Origin of the sequence: Paraconexibacter sp., assembly GCF_041602235.1 — a bacterium.
GTDB lineage: Bacteria > Actinomycetota > Thermoleophilia > Solirubrobacterales > Solirubrobacteraceae > Paraconexibacter.
The window spans coordinates 1-21,112 of sequence record NZ_JBFIGP010000018.1 but is presented as its reverse complement, the minus strand read 5'-3'; the positions used below and the strand labels follow the sequence as shown (position 1 = coordinate 21,112).

Annotated in this window: 20 protein-coding genes and 3 tRNA genes; 11 read left to right on the top strand and 12 right to left on the bottom strand. The window is 72.3% G+C overall.

All coding sequences use genetic code 11. From position 1 onward, the window contains the following. Nucleotides 1–45: 45 nt before the first annotated feature. A complete protein-coding gene (locus ABYE80_RS02790) occupies nucleotides 46–1,068 on the bottom strand; it encodes a nitroreductase (protein ID WP_372788494.1) in 1,023 nt (340 codons plus the stop codon). Continuing rightward, the gene (locus ABYE80_RS02785) at nucleotides 1,065–2,627 is read right to left on the bottom strand and encodes a serine hydrolase domain-containing protein (RefSeq protein ID WP_372788493.1); all 1,563 of its coding nucleotides are present in this window, start codon (nucleotides 2,625–2,627) and stop codon (nucleotides 1,065–1,067) included. Before ABYE80_RS02785 ends, ABYE80_RS02790 begins: the two co-directional genes overlap by 4 nt. Nucleotides 2,628–2,962: 335 nt before the next feature. On the opposite strand from ABYE80_RS02785, the gene ABYE80_RS02780 reads away from it, so the two are divergent. After that, a complete protein-coding gene (locus tag ABYE80_RS02780) occupies nucleotides 2,963–5,230 on the top strand; it encodes a M20/M25/M40 family metallo-hydrolase (protein WP_372788492.1) in 2,268 nt (755 codons plus the stop codon). A 142-nt stretch (nucleotides 5,231–5,372) separates the two neighbouring features. Here the strand turns inward: ABYE80_RS02780 and ABYE80_RS02775 are convergent. Continuing rightward, a tRNA-His gene (locus tag ABYE80_RS02775) sits at nucleotides 5,373–5,445 on the bottom strand. Between the two features lie 201 nt (nucleotides 5,446–5,646). On the opposite strand from ABYE80_RS02775, the gene ABYE80_RS02770 reads away from it, so the two are divergent. Then, entirely contained in the window at nucleotides 5,647–6,261 is a 615-nt protein-coding gene (locus ABYE80_RS02770) for a hypothetical protein (RefSeq protein WP_372788491.1), read from the top strand. Here ABYE80_RS02770 and ABYE80_RS02765 read toward each other — a convergent pair. The 3 genes from ABYE80_RS02765 to ABYE80_RS02755 form a co-directional block, all read right to left on the bottom strand. After that, complete coding sequence (locus tag ABYE80_RS02765) at nucleotides 6,248–6,733, bottom strand: hypothetical protein (protein WP_372788490.1); 486 nt, start codon at nucleotides 6,731–6,733, stop codon at nucleotides 6,248–6,250. The two genes, ABYE80_RS02770 and ABYE80_RS02765, sit on opposite strands and share 14 nt — an antisense overlap. A 67-nt stretch (nucleotides 6,734–6,800) precedes the next feature. Then, nucleotides 6,801–6,874 (bottom strand) — tRNA-Arg (locus ABYE80_RS02760). 40 nt (nucleotides 6,875–6,914) lie between these two features. Beyond that, nucleotides 6,915–6,988 (bottom strand) — tRNA-Pro (locus ABYE80_RS02755). Nucleotides 6,989–7,179: 191 nt separating this feature from the next. Here ABYE80_RS02755 and ABYE80_RS02750 point away from each other — a divergent pair. From ABYE80_RS02750 to ABYE80_RS02735, 4 genes are read left to right on the top strand one after another with little or no spacing between them, the layout of a single operon-like run. Next, nucleotides 7,180–7,854 (top strand): CAP domain-containing protein, encoded by a 675-nt coding sequence (locus tag ABYE80_RS02750; RefSeq protein ID WP_372788489.1) that lies wholly within the window; start codon nucleotides 7,180–7,182, stop codon nucleotides 7,852–7,854. A gap of 29 nt (nucleotides 7,855–7,883) precedes the next feature. Further along, entirely contained in the window at nucleotides 7,884–9,152 is a 1,269-nt protein-coding gene (locus tag ABYE80_RS02745) for a DUF1015 domain-containing protein (RefSeq protein ID WP_372788488.1), read from the top strand. Between the two features lie 54 nt (nucleotides 9,153–9,206). Next, nucleotides 9,207–9,608, top strand: a complete 402-nt coding sequence (locus ABYE80_RS02740) for an OsmC family protein (RefSeq protein WP_372788487.1) — start codon at nucleotides 9,207–9,209, stop codon at nucleotides 9,606–9,608. A gap of 2 nt (nucleotides 9,609–9,610) precedes the next feature. Beyond that, a complete protein-coding gene (locus ABYE80_RS02735) occupies nucleotides 9,611–10,204 on the top strand; it encodes a CoA pyrophosphatase (protein WP_372788485.1) in 594 nt (197 codons plus the stop codon). A gap of 16 nt (nucleotides 10,205–10,220) precedes the next feature. Here ABYE80_RS02735 and ABYE80_RS02730 read toward each other — a convergent pair whose 3' ends face one another. Together ABYE80_RS02730 and ABYE80_RS02725 are read right to left on the bottom strand one after the other, a co-directional pair. Then, nucleotides 10,221–10,733 (bottom strand): hypothetical protein, encoded by a 513-nt coding sequence (locus tag ABYE80_RS02730; protein WP_372788484.1) that lies wholly within the window; start codon nucleotides 10,731–10,733, stop codon nucleotides 10,221–10,223. Beyond that, a complete protein-coding gene (locus ABYE80_RS02725; protein ID WP_372788482.1) occupies nucleotides 10,730–11,134 on the bottom strand; it encodes a hypothetical protein in 405 nt (134 codons plus the stop codon). Before ABYE80_RS02725 ends, ABYE80_RS02730 begins: the two co-directional genes overlap by 4 nt. Before the next feature lie 90 nt (nucleotides 11,135–11,224). On the opposite strand from ABYE80_RS02725, the gene ABYE80_RS02720 reads away from it, so the two are divergent. The 4 genes from ABYE80_RS02720 to ABYE80_RS02705 are packed head-to-tail and all read left to right on the top strand — an operon-like array spanning nucleotide 11,225 to nucleotide 15,151. Further along, nucleotides 11,225–12,388, top strand: a complete 1,164-nt coding sequence (locus ABYE80_RS02720) for an acyl-CoA dehydrogenase family protein (protein WP_372788481.1) — start codon at nucleotides 11,225–11,227, stop codon at nucleotides 12,386–12,388. Next, entirely contained in the window at nucleotides 12,385–14,007 is a 1,623-nt protein-coding gene (locus ABYE80_RS02715) for a 3-hydroxyacyl-CoA dehydrogenase NAD-binding domain-containing protein (protein ID WP_372788480.1), read from the top strand. The genes ABYE80_RS02720 and ABYE80_RS02715 overlap by 4 nt, the downstream gene beginning before the upstream one ends. Nucleotides 14,008–14,057: 50 nt before the next feature. Continuing rightward, nucleotides 14,058–14,528, top strand: a complete 471-nt coding sequence (locus tag ABYE80_RS02710; RefSeq protein ID WP_372788479.1) for an RNA polymerase sigma factor — start codon at nucleotides 14,058–14,060, stop codon at nucleotides 14,526–14,528. Further along, nucleotides 14,525–15,151 (top strand): methylated-DNA--[protein]-cysteine S-methyltransferase, encoded by a 627-nt coding sequence (locus tag ABYE80_RS02705; RefSeq protein ID WP_372788477.1) that lies wholly within the window; start codon nucleotides 14,525–14,527, stop codon nucleotides 15,149–15,151. Before ABYE80_RS02710 ends, ABYE80_RS02705 begins: the two co-directional genes overlap by 4 nt. A gap of 14 nt (nucleotides 15,152–15,165) precedes the next feature. Here the strand turns inward: ABYE80_RS02705 and ABYE80_RS02700 are convergent, their stop codons facing one another. Then, nucleotides 15,166–16,725, bottom strand: coding sequence for a serine hydrolase domain-containing protein (locus ABYE80_RS02700; RefSeq protein WP_372788475.1), 1,560 nt, complete (start codon nucleotides 16,723–16,725; stop codon nucleotides 15,166–15,168). Nucleotides 16,726–16,990: 265 nt separating this feature from the next. Between ABYE80_RS02700 and ABYE80_RS02695 the strand changes: the two genes are divergently transcribed. Then, nucleotides 16,991–18,400 (top strand): class I adenylate-forming enzyme family protein, encoded by a 1,410-nt coding sequence (locus tag ABYE80_RS02695; RefSeq protein WP_372788474.1) that lies wholly within the window; start codon nucleotides 16,991–16,993, stop codon nucleotides 18,398–18,400. 9 nt (nucleotides 18,401–18,409) lie between these two features. Here the strand turns inward: ABYE80_RS02695 and ABYE80_RS02690 are convergent, their stop codons facing one another. From ABYE80_RS02690 to ABYE80_RS02680, 3 genes are all read right to left on the bottom strand, one after another. Then, nucleotides 18,410–19,480 (bottom strand): hypothetical protein, encoded by a 1,071-nt coding sequence (locus tag ABYE80_RS02690; RefSeq protein ID WP_372788473.1) that lies wholly within the window; start codon nucleotides 19,478–19,480, stop codon nucleotides 18,410–18,412. 25 nt (nucleotides 19,481–19,505) lie between these two features. Beyond that, nucleotides 19,506–20,528: a thioredoxin-disulfide reductase gene (gene trxB, locus ABYE80_RS02685; RefSeq protein WP_372788471.1), complete on the bottom strand. Its 1,023-nt coding sequence runs from the start codon at nucleotides 20,526–20,528 to the stop codon at nucleotides 19,506–19,508. A 76-nt stretch (nucleotides 20,529–20,604) separates the two neighbouring features. Continuing rightward, the coding region (locus ABYE80_RS02680) for a flippase-like domain-containing protein (RefSeq protein ID WP_372788469.1) at nucleotides 20,605–21,112 on the bottom strand (508 nt) is incomplete at its 5' end.

The following is a 21,112-nucleotide window of genomic DNA, read 5'->3' as shown; positions in this document are numbered from 1 at the left end:
GTGCAGTACCCCGCACGAGCGCGTTTCACACCGAGAAGCCCCCGCTCACGCCCGAGTCCGCCTCCGGGAAGACATGTCCGCCGTCGGGGACGGGGAGTCCGCGTGGGCGGTGCGGATCACATCGTCCAGGGGCCGGCGCGGCGCGGCCCGTAGGACCTTCTGCGGGTAGCCGATCCGCAGTCCGATCTGCGGCGTGAGGCCCCCGACCATCTCCGTGAGGCGACCCCGGAGCGCCGCGACCTGGATCGGCTGGTTGAGGAACGAGGCCTGCAGGCCCTGGGCGGTCGCGGTGAGCAGCGTGCGCTGCAGGCCCTGACCGGCGGCCAGCCAGTCGCCGGGCCCGTCACCCACGGTGGACAGGACAGCCAGGACGGGTGCCCGCGCGGCGAGATCCGCGTCCTTGGCCGCAGTCCGCCCGCCCACGTCGAAGCGCGAGACGACGAACCGCGTGATCGGCAGAGCGAGCGCGGGCACGGGCAGCCCGTCGCCGCGTCGGTGCGCCCGCATCCAGTCCGCCAGCTCGCGGCGCCAGCGGGGATCGGCGAACAGCAGGCGGTCGCCCTCGGCCACCAGCTCGGCGAGGACGTGCCGATCGGCGCTCCCGAGGACGGTCAGCTGTGCGCCCTCGTGCGCGGCCGCCTGCTGGAGGCGCTCGACGACCCCGACGTCGACGGGCCGATCTCCGGCGAAGTCCTGCCGATAGGTCCGGCGCTCACCGATCGCGGCGCCGAGCGCGGCATCCGAACTCACGCCCGGGCCGGTCCTGGTGTCGCCGTCGCCGAACGAGACCCGCGCAAGGAGATCGGAGGCAGCGCCGTGCGGCAGGATGTCGACGCGATGTCTCACCCCGCGGGCTGCTGCTGCGACGCGGAGGTTCAGCAGGGCGGCAGCGCAGCTGATGGTGAGCTCGCGACCGTCCGGATCGTTGACCGGAAGCGATCGTGACCGATCGGCGTAGAGATCCACGGCGTTGTCCGCGAGGTCGAACACCCAGGGTTGCGTGTTGTGGGACGACGGCGCCAGGATCGCCTGCTCGAGGAATGGGCGCGGATCACGGTGCGAGGTCATGCGGTGGACTCCAGACTCCTGGCGGTCGGGGGCGGCGCCTCGGAACCGTCTCCGGTGACCGGTGGCGGGGCGACGGAGGGGCGCGTGCGCAGCAGCCACCCGAGCCGGACGGTCGTCGTGGCGGCGAGCAGCACTCCGAGAACGAGGAGCACGAGTGCAAGGTCGGGATGCCAGGCCCATGTGGCCGTCCACCCCAGGCCCGTGAGCAACGGGTAGCCCAGTGCGACGCCGACGAGCAGCACCCGGCCGAGCATCCCGACGATCGAACGACGCCGATGTGTCGGCGGGCGACGCGTCCGGACGTCGCGGACGGAGCGCGTCAGGGCGACGGTCGCGGCCGCCAGCAGCGCGAGGACCACGATGTCGAAGACCAGGTAGAAGCGATGGACCGAGGTACCTGTGTCAGGCCGTTCGCCGACGAGGACGTCGACCACGTTGCGCTCGAGGCGGCCGATGGCCGTGGGGTTGCCCGGCACGGCCAACTCGTTGCTGGCGTTGACGAGGGTGACCACCCCGAGGCCGCGCTGGGGCATCATCACGAGGAGCGAGCTCGTGTCGGCCGTGTCTCCCGGGTGCAGGATCGCGGGCTCCTTCCACGGACCTCCGACGAACCACCCCATGGCGTAGCGCGACGATGCGCCGTCGGCCCAGGGCCCCAGCTCGGTCTCGGGGCGTCCCGGCGTCAGCAGCGTGCGCAAGCTCGCGGACGAGACGACGCGTGTCCCGTCCGCGGTCACGCCGTCGTTCAGCAACGTGGCGAGGTAGCGGGCCAGGTCTCGGGCGGAGGACATCAGGTACCCGGTGGCGAGCATCGCGGGGCGGAAGGTCGGTCCGGTCCGGTCGGTGAAGCCGAAGACGTAGCGGTGTCCGGCGGCGAGTCCCGCGCGCAGCGCGGGTTCGGGATCCGCGAAGCTCTGGCTCATCCCGATCGGCTCGAAGATCTCGCGTTCGACGTAGCTGCCGAACGGCTCACCGGACGCCCGCTCGACGATCAGCCCGGCGAGCACGTAGTTGGCGTTGACGTAATCCATCTCCGCGCCGGGGTCAGCCGCCGGCGCCTGACCCCGGATCTCGGCGATCGCCTGCTCCGGGGTGCCGTCGCCCGCCGCCTTGAGGATCGGGCCGCCCTCGGTGTTCGGCGGCAGGCCGCTGACGTGCTGGAGGACGTGCCGAACCGTGATCTGGTCTGCAGAACCCCCGGCGAGCTGGAACTCCGGCACGTACCGCCGCACGGACGCATCGAGCTGCACCTTCCCGGCGTCGACGAGTTGCATGACCGCAAGCGCCGTGAAGGACTTGGTCGTCGAGCCGAGGAGGAACGGAGTGTCGGGGGTCACGCGTCGGTCCTCACCGTCCGCCGTGCCGAACCCGCGCGCGTGGACGAGGCGTCCGTCCGCGACGATCGCCACGGCGGCGCCCGGAACCCCGTTGGCATCCATGCGCTCCTCGACCAGCCGGTCGATCCGCTCGAGGACTGCCGCGCTTGGAGAGGCGGCGCGGACGGCGGTGGCCGGCCCTGCGACCAGGAGAAGCAAGCTCAGCGCCACCAGTCGGGTCATGTCGGCAGTGTGGGTCCAGCTCGCCGCGCGTTCATCCGCACCAGACCGCGAAGCGGGCGCGGTGACCTACGGAAGTCGCTCGGGTGAGCCCGCCCGGCCGGGAACCCCCGCAGACGCTCCCGTAATGCGCCGCAGTGCGTCACGGTCGAGCCACTGATGGTCGGCCAGCGCCGGCCCCCTACGGTCGAGGCGTGTCTGCGCCCCGTGTCGTGCCTGCGCTCCGGCGTCTCGGTCGAACTCCCGCGATCGATGCCGACGCAGCGCGCAGACGCGCCCCGAGGGCATCGGTCATCCCTGCGATCGCAGCCACGGCTCTCCTGTGTCTCGCGGCGCTCATGCTCTGGGATCAGCAGCGCGTGCCGGGGCCGCGGCCTGCGTCAGCGCCGCCGGCCGAGTTCTCCGCGCAGCGTGCGATGGAGCACGTCCGGGCCATCGCGGGCGACACGCGCTTCCTCGGGTCGCCGAACCACGCGGCCACGCGTGAGTACCTCCTCGCGCAACTCCGCTCGCTGGGGCTACGGCCCACGCTCCAGCGCGCCGCGGTGGTGAACACCTTCACGGGCTCGGACGAGCCCGAGGCGGGATCCGTCACGAACGTGATCGCCCGGATCCCGGGGACGGCCAGCACCGGCATGATCGCGCTCAACGCCCACTACGACTCCGGCCCCGGCGGTCCCGGCGCCAGTGACTGCGGCAGCTGCGTCGCCACCGTGCTCGAGGCGGCGCGCGCGCTGCTCGCGGGCCCCCGACTGCGCAACGACGTGCTTCTCGTGTTCACCGACGGGGAGGAGAACGGCGACCTCGGCGCGGCGGCGTTCGCCGGTCAGCACCCGCTGATGCGGGAGGTCGCCGTCGTCCTGAACTGGGAGACGGCGGGAAGCCATGGCCCGGCGCTCCTCATGGCGGGGAACAGCTCCGCCCTGGTTCAGGACGTCCTCGATGCGACCCCGAACGCCCGCACCTACTCGGTGCTCCCGTCGCTGTTCCGCGGTGCTTTGAAGGCACAGCAGCTCGCGACGGACACCCAGGAGTACATGGACCGCGGCGCCTCGGGCGTCCAGTTCGCCTATCTCCGGGGGACACGCGACTACCACACGGTCCGTGACAGCCCTGCGCACCTGGGGCGCGGCAGCCTGCAGATGGACGGCGACTACGCTGTCGCAGCCACCCGGAAGTTGGGGGACGAGCCGCTGGAGCGCGCCACCACGGATCGCTCGACCTACTTCAACATCACGGGCGGCGTCATCGTCCAATACGGCCCGGCCGTCACCCTCGCACTCGGGCTTCTCACGCTTGCGCTCTTCATCGGCAGCGTGCTGGCCGGCCGCCGGACCGGGCGGGTCTCGCTCCCGGCCGTTCTCGCAGGTGCCCTCGTGTTCCCGGTGACGGTGCTGCTCGCGAGCGCGGTGTCGACGATCGCCTGGATCGGTCTGAAGGCGGTCGTCCCCGACCTCGCCCTGTTCACGCTCGGGACCTCGCAGAACGCGCTGTTCGTGTTCGGTCTGGTCTGCCTTGCCTTCGCGGCGTTCGCCGCGCTCTACCACCCGCTGCTGCAGCGGGCACGACCGGACGCTCTGGCGCTCGGCGCGCTCGCGTGGTGGGTGCTGCTCGCCGTCGCGTTCAGCGTCATGGCGCCGAGCGCCGCCTACCTCTTCACGCTGCCGACCCTCGCGGCGCTGGGCGTGACGTTCTGGCGGCTCACCGGGTCACGCCCGGCCCGGTGGCAGGCCGCGGTCGGCGTCGCGGTGCCGGTGGCGGTGCTCAGCGTGGTCTACGCGCCGGTGATGCTGGTGTTCTCGCTGCTCACCCTCCGGCTCGACGGGCTGGGACTTCCGGTCGTCGGATTGATGGGCCTGTTCGCCGTGCTCGCTGCCGGACTGATGGTGCCCCACCTCGCTCCGCGAGTTGCCTTGCGCAGAGAGCACCCGGCTCGTGCCGGCCTGCTGCCCGGGGCCGCCGCACTGACCGCCGTGCTGCTGCTGAGCGTCGGAGCCCTGCGCCTGAGCTACGACACGGAGAACCCGCGGCCGGACGTCGTCAGCTACGTGCTCGATGCCGACACGGGGAAAGCTTCGTGGGAGACCGGCGACCGAGCATCGTGGTCCGCCGCGCTGGTGAAGGGTGGCGTGCCGGCCGACATCGAACTCGCCCCGTTCTCGACCGTTCGAGGGTGGCGTGCCCCCGCCCCAGCCCTCAGCCTGGCGGCTCCGCTGGTCACCGAGATGAGTCGATCGACACGCACGACGACCACGACCCTTCGGCTGCGCATCTCGTCGCCCCGAGGCGCCGACGCTCTCGCCGTCCACCTGCGGGCCCCGGGCGCGATCACCGCTGCATCGGTCGAAGGACGACGCCTCCCGGCGACCGCATCACTTCGTCGCGGAGAACTGAAGCTCCCCTACGTCGGGGTCCCGCGCCGCGGGATCACGCTGGAGGTGACGGTCCGTAAGCGCGGCACGCTGCGTGCCACCGTCCGCGACTACACACAGGGCCTTCCGGCACGGGCCGGTGCGCCCGAGCGCCCCGCGGACACGATGCCGGCTGCCATCACCTTCCGCGCCGACCCGACGGTGATCGTCCGCCGCTCCGAGGTGACCCTCTGAACGCGATGCCCACCCCGACGTGTGGCCCATCACCCGTCGCCGGTCCAGCGACCTCGTCCGTGCACCGACGACTCAGGGGGCGTTCCGGGTACGGCCCCCATGCTGATTCCTTCTGGCCGGTACCTCGTGAGTGCGTGAGTGAGGTGAGCGACGGGACTCGAACCCGCGACCGCCTGGACCACAACCAGGAGCTCTACCAACTGAGCTACGCCCACCAAGCCTCGCGGAGTCTAGCCGTCCGATCGAACACCGGCGTCCCGGGTTCCGCGAGAAAAGCGCCCCCGCAACGAGTGACGCGTCCGGGGGCATGGCGCTCCGGCGGGTAGAGGCCCCCTGGAACGCGCATCAACGGTAGCGCGAACCGCCCAGAGGGCACGTCCTGAGGCCGCGCGGCGGACCCTGGCATCGTTCCGGGCGTGATCTCCCCCAACGACCATGACCGGTTCGTCCTGCGCCAGCGGATCAAGCTCGTCATCAACCAGTACGAGTTCTCGGTTCCCGGTGAGGACGGCGACGACGGCGAGGCCTTCTGCTTCGTCGAGCAGGCCAGGTTCAAGTTCAAGGAGGACATCCGGTTCTTCACCGGCCCGGACAAGTCGCAGGAGCTGATGCGCATCCTCGCGCGCCAGCGGTTCGACCCGAAGGCCCGGTACGACATCACCGCCGCGGACGGGTCGGAGATCGGGCAGATCCAGAAGGTGTTCGGCAAGTCCCTGCTGCGGTCGACCTTCACCCTGTTCGACGCGACCGGCACGGAGGTCGCGATGGCGCAGGAGCGCAGCCTGCCCGTCGCGCTGTTCCGTCGTCTCGTCGGGCTGGTCCCCTACGTCGGCGACCTCGCCGACTGGCTGCCGATCGCCTACGACTTCGTGTTCCTGCGCGAGGAACAGCCCCTGGGCATCATCCGGCGCCGCCGGTTCAAGCTGCGGGACATCTACGACATCGATCTCACCGATGACGCCGAGCGCACGCTCGACCGCCGCATGGTGCTCGCCGCCGCGGTCGGGATGGACGCGCTCATGGCCCGCTGAGCGCGGGTTGCGCCGTCCCGCCCTCGGCGGGCAGGTACTCGTGCTCGACGAACCGCCGCCAGCCCTTGGCCGAGCGTGATTCGACGGCGAACCGGAAGCCCGGTCCGTGGTCGCGCGGCCAGAAGAGCATGCGCGCGCGGCCAGCCGGCATGTCGGCCTCGAACGAGAAGCCACCGGAGGGCAGGTCGTCGGCCGCGACCAGATGCCCGCGGGACTGCTTGCCGTCGGAGGTGAACGACCAGAACCCGACGGTCCCGTCGCGGTCCGCGCCGAAGATCGCCCACTCGTCGTAGCTGCGGTCGCCCAGGTCCCAGTGCACGTTCATCCGCACATGGCTGCGCTGCAGGACCCGTTCGAGCCCGCGTTGCACGCGGTAGTGCCCGAGCTCGCTCTCCCCCTCGGCAACCCAGGTGCCGAGGAGCGGATCGAGGAGGCCGAGCCTGCCGCGTCCCCGCGACCACCGTGTGCTCATGGTTCCCCAGGCTACCCCGCGTGGCCGCGCGTGCTCGAACCTCGCGATCGCCGCCCAGCCACCCCAGCACCCCCGGTTGGATTCGAACCAACGACCTGCCGATTAGAAGTCGGCTGCTCTATCCAGCTGAGCTACGGGGGCCGGTGCAGGCGCGACGCTAGCGCAGCTCGCGGTCCGTCGATCGGGGCGGCCGGATTCGAACCGGCGACCCCCGCGTCCCAAACGCGGTGCGCTACCAGACTGCGCCACGCCCCGATGGGCATGGATGGTCGCAGGTCTCCGACGAACGTCCAGCCTCGCCGCCCGGACAAACGTCCAGACCAGGTGCGTCGGGTGCCCCCACCTGCCGAGAAACGCCGATCCACCCCTCGACGGCGCAGGACCACCACTCCCGAGCTGCGCCGCTCATCCTCGCCATGCCTTCACGTTTGCGCTCATTCCGAGTGATGCTGCTGTGCGCCCTGACGGCCCTGCTGCTCACCCTTCCCACCGCTCCCGCTCACGCCGGCGACCAAGCCTCCGCCGCGTCCAAGACCTCGGCCACGAAGGGCACGAGCAAGAAGCAGAGCACCAAGAAGTCAAAGAGCAAGAGGTCGTCGAGCAAGAAGACCAAGCGCGGTTCGAGGTCGCGGTCGTCCCGGTCCTCGGCCGGCTGCGTCGACGCCAACCTCACGCCGACCGCGCACAACCTCGAGCGCGTGCGCCGGGCGACGCTCTGCCTGCTGAACCGCGAGCGCACCAAGCGCGGCCGGGTCAAGCTGCGCGCGCACCCGACGCTGCGCAAGGTCGCCCGCAGCTACGCGAGCACCATGGTCAAGCAGCGGTTCTTCGGCCACGTCTCGCCTTCGGGCTCGACCATGCTGCGTCGTGTCCGGTCGTCCTCCTACCTGCGCGGTTCGCTGCGCCGCTGGGAGCTCGGCGAGAACCTGGGCTGGGCCACCGGGGGCCAGGCCACGCCATCCGCGATGGTCAAGGCCTGGATGCGCTCGACGGGGCACCGACGCAACATCCTGGAGCGCAGCTACCGGGAGATCGGCATCGGCATCGTCAGAGGAGCGCCGAAGGACGTCGACGGCGGCGTCACCTACGTCACCGAGTTCGGCCTGCGCGTTCGTCGCTAGCACGGGTCCCGCTGGGTAGGGTCGGCCGCATGGCCGACGTCCAGCCCATCCGCGCGCTCCACTACGACCAGGAGGTCGCGGGACCCCTGCAGCAGCTCGTGGCTCCGCCCTACGACGTGATCGATGCGGCGCAGCGCGCGGAGCTGTCGAGCCGCTCGCCGTACAACGTGGTGCACCTCGATCTGCCCGAGGACCCCGCCGGCGGGGACCCGTACGCCCACGCGGCGCGCGTCCTGGACGTCTGGCGCGACGAGGGCGCGCTGACGCGGTACAACCGTCCCGCCCTGTGGCCACTCGTGCAGGAGTACGACGCCCCCGACGGGCGCCGGCTCACGCGCCGCGGCATCCTGGCCCGCGTCCGCGTCGAGGACTACGGGCCAGGCCGCATCCGCCCGCACGAGCGCACGCACCCTGGCCCCAAGGAGGACCGGCTGCGCCTGACGCGGGCGACGCGGACCAACCTGTCCCCCATCTTCAGCCTCTACAGCGACCCGGGGCTCGCGGCCTGGCGGAGCGTCGAACCGTTCACGCAGGCCACCCCGTGGGGCACGGCGACCGACGACCAGGGGACCGTCAACCGCCTGTGGCGCGTCACGGACCCCACGGCGCTCGCGTCGGCTCGCGAAGCGATGGCCCAGGCCGAGCTGCTGATCGCCGACGGCCACCACCGCTACGAGACCGCCCGCGTCTACGCCGAGGAGGTCGGCGGCGAGGGCGAGCACCGCTACGTCCTGATGTGCCTCGTGGCCCTCGAGGACGAGGGCCTGACCGTCTTCCCCACCCACCGTCTCGTCTCGGGCCTGAAGGACGATCCCGGGCGTCAGGAGGCGCTCGGATCCCGGCTCCGTGAGCTCTTCGAGATCACGCCCGTCGAGCACGCCGAGCTAAGGCCGCCGGACGGGTCGGGCCCGCTCGTGCTCGGCTACATCGACAGCCACCGGCGTCAGGGGTACCGCCTGACGCTGAAGGACCAGTCGGCGGCGGACGCGGCCCTGGACGCCTACCCGGAGCCCTACCGGCAACTCGACACGGCGGTGCTCGAGAAGCTCGTCCTGCAGGGCCCGCTCGGCATGACCGAGGAGTCGATCGGCCATCTCGACGGGCTCGGGTACTCCCGGAGCGACGAGGAGGCGCTCGCGCTGATCCTGGACGGGACGTTCGACTGCGCGTTCTTCCTGCGCGGCAGCCCTGTCTCCCAGGTGCGGGAGATCGCGGCCGCCGGGGTCACCATGCCGCCCAAGTCCACCTTCTTCCACCCGAAGGTCCCGACCGGCCTGTTGTTCAACCCGCTGACGTAGCGGGGCCGCGTCCGACCGGGCGCGCCATTTCCCGCGAGGCGTAGCATTGAGGTCATGAAGGCCACCTCCTCCCGTGTCGGGACGTTCAAGCAGACCGTGAAGATCCGTGAGCACACCCTCGCCGCGGACGAGCCCACGGACCTCGGTGGGCAGGACGCCGGCCCGACCCCGCAGGAGCTGCTCGCCGCGAGCCTCGCCTCCTGCACGGCCATCACGATGGAGATGTACGCCCAGCGCAAGGGCTGGGACGTCGCCGGTCTCGAGGTCTCCTGCGAGTACACGCCGGCCGAGCGCGGGTGCCCCACCAAGTTCGAGCTCGCGATGCGGATGCCGGCGCAACTCGACGAGGAGCAGATCGAACGTCTGCGCGTGATCGCCGCGAAATGCCCGGTGCACCGCACCCTCGACGGCGAAGTCATGTTCGACGAACGCGTCGAGCGCGTCTCGCTGGCCTGAGCGTGGACGGCCTCGCCGCCCGCATCGGCGACGTCCTGCTGGACCCCGACGAGGCGGCGGGCCTGACCGTCCACGGACGCGTCACCTCCGCGGTCCTCGTACCCCTGTACGTCCAGGACGGCCACCTCCACGCGGTGTTCACGCGCCGGCGCGAGGATCTCCGCCGACACCCCGGCGAGGTCAGCTTTCCCGGCGGGCGGGAGGACGAGGAGGATGCCGACCTCAAGGTGACCGCCCTGCGCGAGGCCCAGGAGGAGATCGGCCTGCCTCCCGAGGCGGTGCGACTGCTGGGCGCGCTCCAGCCCACGCCGACCATCGCGACGAACTACGCGGTCTATCCGTTCGTCGGTCTCATCGAGCCCGGACACGTCTGGGTGCCCAGCGACCGTGAGGTCGCCGAGATCCTCGAGCTGAAGCTCGCGGACCTGCGCGCGGGCCACGGCCGCCGCCGCCTCATCCGGCGCGGGGTGCCGTTCCGGACCGACGTCTACGTGGTCGACGACCACCTCATCTGGGGCGCCACCGCCCGGATCCTGCACGACCTGCTCGAGCGGCTTCCGGCCGACCTTCCGACGCCCCACCCTGCCGCCGCCTGAGGGGCGGCGTCGCTTCTCAGCGCTCAGGGGTCGCGCGCACCGCGCCCAGGAGGGAGTCGATCGCGTCGCGGGCCGCCGCCACCCACGTCTGCGTGTCCGCCGGATCGGCGTGGATCCACGCGTACGGGATCTCGTTGTGCTCGAAGGCCCACCTGACCTCGTGCTCGCCGCAGGCCAGCAGGGCTTGGTCGACGGTGCCGGCCGCCTCGAACACCACGCCGCGCACGGTGGTGTCGGTGGTCTTCTCCAGCAGCATCTTCAGCCGCGACCCGAACAGCGGCTCGAGGTCCTCCGGCTCGCCGGTGGCGGTGCCCAGCAGCCAGCAGAGGACGGTCACGTTCTCCAGGGCGTAGCGGATCGTGCCCACCACGTCCGGGGTCCCCGGCCAGCACTCAGCGCCGATCCCCTCGATCGCCTCGCGGCGGTGCCCGTCCCGCGAGACGATCCGCACCGCATGCCCCTCGGCGATCAGCGACGACGCCAGGGCGAGCCCGCGCTCGCTGCCGCCACCGATCATCAGCACCCTCACGGCGACTCTCCCTCGATCTGCTGCTTGTACTCCTGCACGGTGATCTCGGGCAGGCCCTTCGCGCGTCGTCGCGCGTTCTTCGCCTCGACCATCTGCTCGATCTCGAGGTCGACGAGGTACTCCTCGCTGCGACGCGTCCGCTCGGCCGAGGACTCCTGCACCAGTTGGTCCAGGTTGTCCTCCGTGAGCTCCTCCTGCCCCAGCCGGCGCCGCCGCCGGTTGGCCACGGCCATCAGCTGCTCCAGCTCGTCGACGTCGTTCTGCGCCTCGGTCTCGGGCGAGCGCGTGGGCTGCCAGTCCAGGACATCGGCCCCCGACCCCGGGTACATGCGACCGAGGAGGTAGAGGGCGAGCACGAGGCCTGCGGTGCCGCCGAGCATGATGACCGCGAACGGGTCCACGTCATCGAGTCTACGCGCGAGCAGACCGTGGGGATCGGTGGTGGGTGTCCCCACGATCGACCGGACGACGTGTCCGGTAGCGTCGCCGCCATGGACTTCGAGCTGACCGACGAGCAGGTCCTCGTGCGCGACACCGCCCGCGAGTTCGCGGAGCGGGAGATCGCGCCGCGCGCCCGCGACAACTCGCGCAACCAGCACTTCGACACCGCGCTGGTGGCCCGGATCGCGGAGCAGGGCTACCTCGGTGCGATCGTGCCGCGCGAGTACGGCGGAGCCGGGCTGGACTACGTGACCTACGGGCTGGTGGTGGAGCAGGTCGGCCGGGCGTGCAGCGCCATGCGCACCGTGGTGAGCGTGCAGACCTCGCTCGTCTGCTCGGTGATCGTGAAGTTCGGGACCGAGGAGCAGAAGCACCACTGGCTGCCCCAGCTGTGCTCGGGAGACATCCTCGGCTGCTTCGCGCTGACCGAGCCCGACACCGGGTCCGACGCGGCGAACCAGAAGACGCGCGCCACCAGGGTGGACGGCGGATGGCGGTTGCACGGCTCGAAGATGTGGATCAGCAACGGCAACGTCGCGAAGCTCGCGCTGGTGTTCGCCCAGACCGACCCGGCCCTCGGGCACAAGGGCATCGCCTGCTTCCTCGTGGACACCGACCAGGAGGGCTTCGTGCCGAGCCCGATCCACGGCAAGATGGGCATGCACGGCGCGGACACCGCCTCGATCGCGCTCGACGACGTGTTCGTGCCGGAGGACCAGATGCTCGGGGAGGTCGGCCAGGGCTTCAAGATCGCCATGACCTCGCTGGACTCCGGGCGCTACTCGGTCGCCGCCGGCTGCGTCGGGATCTGTCAGGGCAGCCTCGACGAGTCCGTGAAGTACGCGAAGGAGCGTCAGCAGTTCGGCCGGCCGATCGCCTCGTTCCAGCTCGTGCAGGCGATGATCGCGGACATGCGCGTCAAGACGGATGCCGCCCGGATGCTCGTGCTGCGGGCCGGCTGGCTGAAGGACGCAGGGAGACCCAACACCACCGAGACGTCCATCGCGAAGCTCTTCGCGACCGAGGCGGCGGTCTGGTGCGCCAACGAGGCGATCCAGGTCCACGGGGGCGCCGGGTACGTCGACGACCACCCGGTCGAGCGCTACTTCCGCGACAGCCGCGTCACGACGCTCTACGAGGGCACGTCGCAGATCCAGAAGATGATCATCGGCCGTGCCGAGACCGGCATCAACGCCCTGGTCCCGGACGCATGAGCGACTTCGAGCCGATCGGCGTCGTCGGCGCCGGAACCATGGGGGCCGGGATCGCCGAGACCGCGGCGCGCGCCGGCGTCCACTGCGTCCTGCACGATCCGGTACCCGAGGCGCTTGCCGCCGGACGCGAGCGGATCGCCCGCAGCGTGCAGCGATCGGTCGACAAGGGCCGGATCACGGTCGACGAGCTGCAGGCCGTCACCGGTCGCCTGACCACGGCGCCGGACGTGAGCGGGCTCGCCGGGTGCCGGCTCATCATCGAGGCCGCCCCCGAGCGGCTCGAGCTCAAGCACCAGATCTTCGCGGCGCTGTCGGAGGTGGCGCCCGACGCGGTCCTGGCGTCGAACACCTCGTCGATCCCGATCACCGCCATCGCCCCCGCGGCGGCGCGGCCCGACCTCGTGGTCGGCATGCACTTCTTCAACCCGCCCCCGGTGATGCGCCTGCTCGAGGTCATCGCGGGCGTCGAGTCCTCCGAGCACGCGCTGGCGACCGCGCGAGCCGCCGGGGAGGCTCTCGGCAAGCACGTGATCGACGCCGCGGACGTTCCCGGGTTCGTGGTGAACCGCTGCAACCGGCCGTTCCTGCTCGAGGCGCTGAAGCTCCTGCAGGAGCAGGTCGCGGACGTCGAGACGATCGACCGCATCTGCCGCCTGGGCGGCGGGTTCCGCATGGGCCCCTTCGAGCTGTCGGATCTCGTCGGTGTCGACGTCGGCGTCGAGGTGGCGAGGTCCTTCCACGAACTGAGCTTCGGCGAGCCACGCTGGCGGCCGTCCCCGCTGGCCGCCCGGATGGCCGCCGCCGGGTTGCACGGGCGCAAGACCGGACGCGGCTGGTATCGCTACGGCGACGGACCGCACCGCCCCGAGGATCCGCCGGCACCCGACGTCAGCGGGGCGGCGGACCGGCTGGTCGTGATCGCCGGGGACCTGGGGATCGCCCACGACCTGGCCGCGCTGGCCGACCACGCCGGGTGGCGCGTCGCCGCCCCCGGCGAGACCGACGACGTCCCCTTCATCTGCCTCGACTGCGCCGCCGACCCCTCCGACGAGGTGCTCCAGGGCGCACCTCGGGCGATCCTCTGCGCGGGCACCTCGCTGGTGTCGGCCGACGAGGGCGGCAACGCCGTCGGGTTCCATGCGCTCCCGCCCCTGATGCCCGGAGGTCTCGTCGAGCTGACCAAGGGACGCGACACCGCGCCCGCGGTGGCGGACGCGGCCGAGGCGTTCTTCTCCTCGCTGGGCCTGCACACGGCGTGGGTGGGCGACGCGCCGGGCCTGGTGCTCGGACGCATCGTCTGCCAGCTCATCAACGAGGCCGCCTTCGCGCTCGGGGAGGGCGTCGCGGGGCTCGACGACATCGACGCCGGGATGGAGCTCGGCGTCAACCATCCACGCGGGCCGCTGGCCTGGGCGGACCACATCGGCCTGGACCACGTGTTCGGGGTGATCGCCGGACTGCACGCCGAGTCCGGGGAGGAGCGCTACCGTCCGGCGCCGCTGCTGCGCAGGCTGGTCCTCGAGGGCCGGCTCGGCGAGGCCACCGGGGAGGGCTTCCGGGTGCACGAGGGGCCCGACGGCGAGCACGTCCACGACGAGCACTGCGGCCACGAGCACTGACGTGGAGCGCCCGATCTCACGTTTCTGGCGTCCGCGCCGTTGAACGTGCGGTGAGCCTCCCGCCGTTCCAACGCGTCCTCGACACGCACGCCGCCGACGTGCATCGCTTCCTCGTCGCGGCGGTCGGCCCGGTCGACGCCGACGACTGCTTCCAGGAGACGTTCCTCAGCGCCCTCCGGGCCTATCCGCGGCTGCGCCCGGACAGCGACCTGCGGGCCTGGGTGCTCACCATCGCCCACCGCAAGGCGCTCGACCATCACCGCGCGCGCACGCGTCGTCCCGTTCCGGCCAGTGGCACGCTGCCCGAGGCGGCGGCCCCGCCCCCCGCGGCCGCTCGGGACGACACCCTCTGGGACCGCGTGCACGGCCTGCCGGCGAAGCAGCGGGCTGCGGTCCTGCTGCGGTTCGCCGCCGACCTCAGCCACCGGGAGGTCGGGACGGTGCTCGGCTGCTCGGAGGCGGCGGCCCGGCGGTCGGCGCACGAAGGCCTCAAGAAGCTCAGACAGGAGCACCGCGCATGAGCCACGACGACGAGCCCACGCCGCCCCCACGGCCCGCCCCGGACCCCGACGCCGTCGCCGCGGCGAGCGCGCGCTTCGTCGCGGCGGCGGCTGCCGATGTCGACATCGCCTACGACATCCTCGACACGCCGGTCGGGCAGATCGTCGTCGCGCTCAGCCCGCGCGGACTCCTGCGGATCGCGTACACGGACTGGGGCGGCGGGTCCGACGCGATCCTCGAGGATCTCGCCCGGCGCCTCTCCCCCCGGATCCTCGCCGCGCCCTCCCGGCTGGCCCCCGTCGAGCGCGAGCTCGACGAGTACTTCTCCGGGCGCCGGCAGCGGTTCGACGTGCCGGTCGACTGGGCGCTGGCGGTGGCGTTCGGACGGCGCGTTCTCGAGGCCACCGCCGCGATTCCGTTCGGACGGACCAGCACCTACGGCGAGATCGCGGCCCGAGCCGGGAACCCGAAGGCGGCGCGGGCGACCGGCAACGCGCTCGGGCACAACCCCGTCCCGATCGTCGTGCCGTGCCACCGCGTGCTGGCGGCGGGTGGCCGCCTCGGCGGCTACACGGGGGGCACGGACCGCAAGGAGCTCCTGCTGCGGATCGAGGGCGTGCTGTCCCCCCGCCTCGTGCCGTGAGGCACGGGGCAGGTCTACCGCTTCTTGCGCGGGTGCAGGACCGCTTCGACGCTGGTGGGGGTGTCCCCGCCCTCGTCGCGGTTCACGCCGCGGATGACGAGCGTCCGGGGCTTCCGGGACGGCGGGTGCCGCAGGCGGAACCGCAGCACGGTCGTCGCGCCGCGCGCGAGCTTCAACTCCCGTGACGCGGTGGCGCCGCGCACCGTCACGGGTCCGGCGCAGTCCGCGTCGGACCGCGCGGGACACGTCACCCGCACGGCGAGCTTGCCGCCGCGTCCGGCGCGGTTGTGCGCCAGGCGCAGGCGCAGGGCGCGAGCCCGGCGCGGACCGGCGGGCGGCAGCGCCTGCGGGAGCCACGGAGCGGTGTACTCCTGCGGCTCGGTGAACGCGTGCTGGAAGCCGGCGTCCGGGTTCTCCTGGCCGGCGTCGCCCGGGACGGTGGAGCCATCGTCGAGCTTCGGCGCGGATCCGTCGGTCAGCGCCTTGAGCACCTTCAGGTAGAGGCTCTGCTCGGCGTTCGTCCCCCCGGTCAGGCCCGCGTTGGAGTCCTGGCCGTTGCGTGCGACGACGATGCCCAGGGAGGGCATGACCGTGACGATCTGGCCGAACAGCCCCTCGTAGTGGTAGGTGTCGGTCGGCATCTCGGGCAGGTACCGGCGGTCGCGGACCGGGCGCTCGCTGATCGTCGGCCCGATGCACGGGCGCGCGGCGTTGACCCAGATCAACCAGCCGTAGCAGCCGTTGGTCTTCGATGGGGTGATGGCGTCGCGGACGTAGCTCCGGGCCAGCAGCCTGCGCCCGCCCCAGACACCGCCGCGCCGCATGAGCTCACCGAGCCGCGCGAAGTCGTCGGTGCGCATGTTCAGCCCGAAGAACCCCTGCGTGTGCCCCTTGCTGTCGCGGGCCCAGTGCCAGGTCCCGGGCGTGATCCCGATCGGTCCGAACAGCTCGCGCTGCGCGAAGGACTGGAAGTCCTCCCCGACGGCCCGCTGGATCGCCTCGGCGAGCAGCGCCGGGCCGCTCTGGGAGTACTCGAACCAGGTCCCGGGCGGATGCGCGATGCCGACGGTGAGCGCGTCGCGGAGCCGGTCGGGCATCGCGATGTCGTAGTCGCGGAAGCCGTTCCAGCGCAGCCCGGAGGTCATCGTGAGGAGGTCGCGCATCGTGATCGCCCCGTGGGGCTTGTCGGCCTCCGGCAGCAGCGCACCGACGGGATCGTCCGGCGAGATCAGCCCGAGCGTCATCGCGCGGCCGAACACCAGGGACACGATGGACTTCGCGAGCGACCAGCTCTCGAACCGGTTGTCGCGGTTCAACGCGTAGGCGCGGTCGACCCCGACGAGGCAGCCGTTGCGGTACACGCGGATCGAGAAGCCGTTGGCCGACGTGCCGTAGTCGATCGCGTCCTGCAGCTTGGCGGCGTCGAACCCCAGCCGCTCGGGAGCGAGGCGGACCCACCCGGCGGCCGTGGGCTCGGCACACGATGTCGGCGTCTGGGCGGCGGCGGGCGCGGGCGCTACGAGGGCGGCCGCGACGATCGCGGGCGGGAGCAGACGGCGGAGACCTCGGCGCATCTGCAGCACTGTAGTAAACGGCAACGTTCGCTCGCGCTGGCAGGGATCTGGCCCTGCGCTCCGTAACACACGTGCAGTGGACGCGTTGGAGCCATGTCCGCACCGCACGAAGGGGACCTCCATGCCGCACCAGTACATGTATCCCAAGGTCGTTCCGGTCGTCCGTGGGTCTGCGACCCCCGCCACCCCGGTCGCCGCGCCCGTGCCGGCGGCCGTGGCCACACCGCCGCGCTGATCGAGCGCCGGCGCGGGTAGCGTCCCGGGCATGGCCCGCCCACGTCCCGGGACGCTCGAGCACCTCTCCGAGGCCGCCCCCGACCAGCTCGTGCTCGTGGAGCACGGGACGGACCGCACCCGCACCCGCGGCGAGCTCGACGAGCGCGCCGGCAGCCTGGCCGTCGCGCTCGCGGCGGAGCACGGGATCGGTCACGGGTCCCGGGTCGCGCTGCAGGCGGACGGTGCTTCCCTCGAGGTCCTGGAGACGGTCTACGCCCTGGCCAAGCTCGGGGCTGTCCCGGTCCCGATCCCGACGGCCGTCCGCGAGGAGGAGCTCGCCGCCGCACTGAGGGGCACGGACGCCGCCCTGCTGCTCTCCGAGGTGACCGTCGGCGCGGGCGGACTGCACCTCGCGACCGACGTCGAGCGCCTGGTGCGCTCCGCCGCCGGCGGCGCCCGCCCGCTCAGCGGCTTCCGGACCGCTCCCGTCAACGTCCTGGCATCGGCGGGCACGCCGACCCGGTTCGCGCAGCGTGCCGACGACCGGACCGATCACGCTGCGCTCGCGACCGTCGCCGGCGACCTCCTCACCCGGGCGCGTCACCGTCCCTCCCGCGGGCACCTGCTCGCCGCGCCGGTCTGGCTGCCGTCCACCCTGCTGCACGCCAACGTGACGCTGCTCGCCGGCGGGCCGCTGGTCCTCCTCCCGGAGTTCGACGGGCGGCGCTGGCTGGACGCACTGGGTGAGCACGAACCCGGGACGGCGGTCCTCACGCCGTCGATGGTCGCCGAGATCCTCGAACTGGACCCCGCGGTGCTCGAGGCTGCCGACACGACGTCGCTCGATGCGGCGATCGTGGCCGGCGACCACCTGCCACTGCCGCACCGGCTCGCCGCGGCCGACCTGCTGGGCGAGGACGCGGTGGCCCCGCTCTACGGCACGTTCGAGTCCGGCCCCATCGCGGTCCTGCACCCGGAGGAGGTGACCGCGGACCCTGGTACGGCGGGCCGCCCCCTCCAGGGCGTCACCGTGGAGGTGCGCGCCGAGGACGGGAACGCCGCACGTCGCGGGACCCGGGGGATCCTGCACGTACGCTCGCCGCTGGCGACGGACGGCGCAGCCGTGCCCGGAGATCACGGCCATCGCGACGAGGAGGGCCGCCTCGTCGTGCTGGGACGGGACGCGACCGACTGGACGTCCGAGGAGGGGCGACCGATCGGGACCCTCGCGGTCGAGGACGTGCTGATGGCGGCCGCGGACGTCGCAGCCGCCGTGGTCCGGGTGGGGACGGACGGACGCCCGCATGCGCGGGTGGAGCCGCGGGACGGCGGGTCCGCCGACGTCGCCGCGCTCGCCGATCGGGTCCGGGAGACACTGGGAGCCGACGCCGTCCCGTCCGCCCTGGAGGTCGTCCCAGCGCTGCCGCGCGACCGGCTCGGACGTCCGGTCCGCGGCTGAGGACGCCGCTCAGCGGTGCAGCACGCCGACGTGCAGCCCACCGTGCACGAACGTCGGCCGCGCCGGCCATGTCCGTCGCGACGGGAGCACCTCGGCGACCGGCAGCACGCACCTCCAGCGCGGGTCGGCGTGGTGGGCATCGGCCACCGCCCGCTCGAGCACCATCGCGTCGTGCTGCGCGAGCGGATCCTCCGCTCCCGAGCCGACGAGGACCTCCTGGCCGCCCGCCTCGACGCTCCGGCGAACCCCCGACATCCGGGACAGGTGCGGATGCCAGGCGTCTGCGATGTGCCCGCACGCACTGAGCACCCAGACGCCCTGCTCGGTCCGCAGCGCCAGCGAGCGGTGACCCTGGGTGTGGCCGGGCGTCGCCAGCAGGGCCACGCCTCGTCCCAGGAGGACGGAGCCCTCGGGCTCGCGGAGTCGGTCATCACGGAGACCGTGCAGGGCTCCGGTGTAGCGCTCCCGCTGCAGGACGTGCGGGGCGCGCAGGGTGTCGGTCTCCTGGCGCGAGACCACGACCTCGGCGTTGGGGAAGAGCGGCGGACGGGCCGCACGGTCGGGCCCGACCGGCAACGTCGTGCCGATCACGAGTCGCGGGTCCTGGTCGTGGAGGTGACTGAAGCCGCAGACGTCGACGTCGTCCAGCCCGATCCCGAGCAGCGAGAGCGCCGTCCCGACGCTGTCGCGCTCCCCGGGAAGGGCCTCGGGGATCCGTCCGTCGGTGGCCGGGGTCTCCGGAACCCGTGGGTCCCAGACCAGCAGGCGGTCCTGATCGTCGAGGTCGGTGAACCGCGCGACGGTCATGCGGTGGACGACCGGGACGGCGCGCGCCCGCGACCGCACGCCGCTACCGAACCGCACGCCCGCGCCGAGCGCGTGCGTGGCGGGCAGTCCGACGATCGCCAGATCGACGGTCCGCACGGCCGTGACCGCCGGCCCGTCGAGCAGTCGCACCCGGACCTGGGCGGCCGCGGCACGCAGCGCAGCGGCGCGGTGCCCGCGCGGCCACGTCCGCCAGGCGTCGTCCAACTGCGGGAGCGGCTCCGTCGTCAGTGCGGTGGTGGCGCTGGCAGGCACCCCCCGAGCCTACGCCAACGGCGGCTCAGGTCTCGCTGGACACCGGGGACCACTGGCTCTCGGCCAGGTCGTCCCCGGCCTGGGCCAGGGCGGCCGGCGTGTCCACCTGCGGGGTGTCGCGCAGGTACCACTCGGCGTCCAGCGCGGCCTGGCAGCCGCTGCCCGCAGCGGTGATCGCCTGCCGGTAGGTGTGGTCGACGAGGTCGCCGGCGGCGAAGACGCCGGGACGGCTGGTGCGCGTCGAGCGCCCGTCCACGCGCACGTACCCCTCGTCGTCGACGTCGATCTGATCGCGGACGATCTCCGACTGGGGCTCGTGACCGATCGCGATGAAGGCGCCGCCCATCGGGACCTCCTCGAGCTCGCCGGTCTCGACGTGCTTGAGCCGGGCGATCCGCTCGAAGGGCCCGTTGCCTTCGAGGAACGCGTCGACGACGTAGGGCGTCTTCCACTCGATGTTCTCGACCGCGCGGGCGCGCTCGAGCATGATCTTCGACGCGCGGAACTCGTCGCGGCGGTTCACGACGATCACCTTGGAGCCGAACTTGGCCAGGAACATGGCCTCCTCCATCGCGGAGTCGCCGCCGCCGACGATCACGATGTCGCGGTCCTTGAAGAAGGCCGCGTCGCAGGTCGCGCAGTAGGAGATCCCGGCGCCGGAGAGCTCCTCCTCCCCGGGGACGCCGAGCTTCTTGTGCTCTGCGCCCATCGCGAGGATCACGGTGCGCGCACGGTACTCGTCGCCGCCCACCTTGACGAGGTGGACGCCGCCGGGCTCGTCGGAGAGCTCGACCTCGTCGGCGACGTCGGTGATGAACCGGGTCCCGAAGCGCTCGGCCTGGTCGCGCATGGTCTGCATCAGGGCGGGGCCGTCGATGCCGTCCCGGAAGCCCGGGTAGTTCTCGACCTCGGTGGTCTGCTGCAGCAGACCTCCCCACATGAAGCCTTCGATCACGAGCGGCTGGAGGTTGGCCCGCGCCGTGTACAGGGCGGCGGTGTATCCGGCCGGCCCGCTGCCGACGATGATCACGTTCTCGATGTCCGCCATGGTCGCTCCGGTTCGCTTTCCGAGGTCACTTCACTTTGTATAGTACCCGACCGCGCGAGTCCCGAAGCATCCGCCCTCACGCCGACACGGCGTCGAACGCTCCGGAGCGCTCCGATATCCGCTGCTCGCGCCAACCGGCGACCGTCTTGCGCAGTTGGAAGTAGGCCACGATCCCGGGAATCGTCGGGAGCCAGAACGCGAAGACGCGGTACGTCAACACCGCCACGAGCGCCAGGGATCCGCTCACGCCGAAGGCGGCGAAGGCCCCGATCATCCCGCCGTCGACGCCGCCGACGCCCCCGGGGAGCGGCAGCAGGTTGCCCAGCATGCCGACGAAGTACGCCATGACGATGACCGCCCATGGCGGCGCCTCGCCGAACGCGTGGAAGCACGCCCAGAGGATCGCGATGTTGAACCCCCAGTAGGCCAGCACGCCGACGAGTGCGGGATCGCGGCGACCGATGTGCCCGATGGCGATCCGCACCCCGGCGGAGATCGCGGCGGGCACCGTCGCGAGCCTCGCGCCGAGCCGCGACAGCCGCCCGCCGCCGCTGGCCCACTGCGCGAAGCGGCGCTCGACGTCG

What these genes read in the sequence shown, in the direction of transcription:
- ABYE80_RS02780 (WP_372788492.1), top strand. Translation starts at nt 2,963, where the DNA reads ATGCTCTGGGATCAGCAGCGCGTGCCGGGGCCGCGGCCTGCGTCAGCG.
- trxB (WP_372788471.1), bottom strand. Translation starts at nt 20,528, where the DNA reads ATGGCGGACATCGAGAACGTGATCATCGTCGGCAGCGGGCCGGCCGGA.
- ABYE80_RS02720 (WP_372788481.1), top strand. Translation starts at nt 11,225, where the DNA reads ATGGACTTCGAGCTGACCGACGAGCAGGTCCTCGTGCGCGACACCGCC.
- ABYE80_RS02700 (WP_372788475.1), bottom strand. Translation starts at nt 16,725, where the DNA reads ATGCGCCGAGGTCTCCGCCGTCTGCTCCCGCCCGCGATCGTCGCGGCC.
- ABYE80_RS02715 (WP_372788480.1), top strand. Translation starts at nt 12,385, where the DNA reads ATGAGCGACTTCGAGCCGATCGGCGTCGTCGGCGCCGGAACCATGGGG.
- ABYE80_RS02750 (WP_372788489.1), top strand. Translation starts at nt 7,180, where the DNA reads ATGCTGCTGTGCGCCCTGACGGCCCTGCTGCTCACCCTTCCCACCGCT.
- ABYE80_RS02790 (WP_372788494.1), bottom strand. Translation starts at nt 1,068, where the DNA reads ATGACCTCGCACCGTGATCCGCGCCCATTCCTCGAGCAGGCGATCCTG.
- ABYE80_RS02745 (WP_372788488.1), top strand. Translation starts at nt 7,884, where the DNA reads ATGGCCGACGTCCAGCCCATCCGCGCGCTCCACTACGACCAGGAGGTC.
- ABYE80_RS02785 (WP_372788493.1), bottom strand. Translation starts at nt 2,627, where the DNA reads ATGACCCGACTGGTGGCGCTGAGCTTGCTTCTCCTGGTCGCAGGGCCG.
- ABYE80_RS02765 (WP_372788490.1), bottom strand. Translation starts at nt 6,733, where the DNA reads ATGAGCACACGGTGGTCGCGGGGACGCGGCAGGCTCGGCCTCCTCGAT.
- ABYE80_RS02740 (WP_372788487.1), top strand. Translation starts at nt 9,207, where the DNA reads ATGAAGGCCACCTCCTCCCGTGTCGGGACGTTCAAGCAGACCGTGAAG.
- ABYE80_RS02695 (WP_372788474.1), top strand. Translation starts at nt 16,991, where the DNA reads ATGGCCCGCCCACGTCCCGGGACGCTCGAGCACCTCTCCGAGGCCGCC.
- ABYE80_RS02705 (WP_372788477.1), top strand. Translation starts at nt 14,525, where the DNA reads ATGAGCCACGACGACGAGCCCACGCCGCCCCCACGGCCCGCCCCGGAC.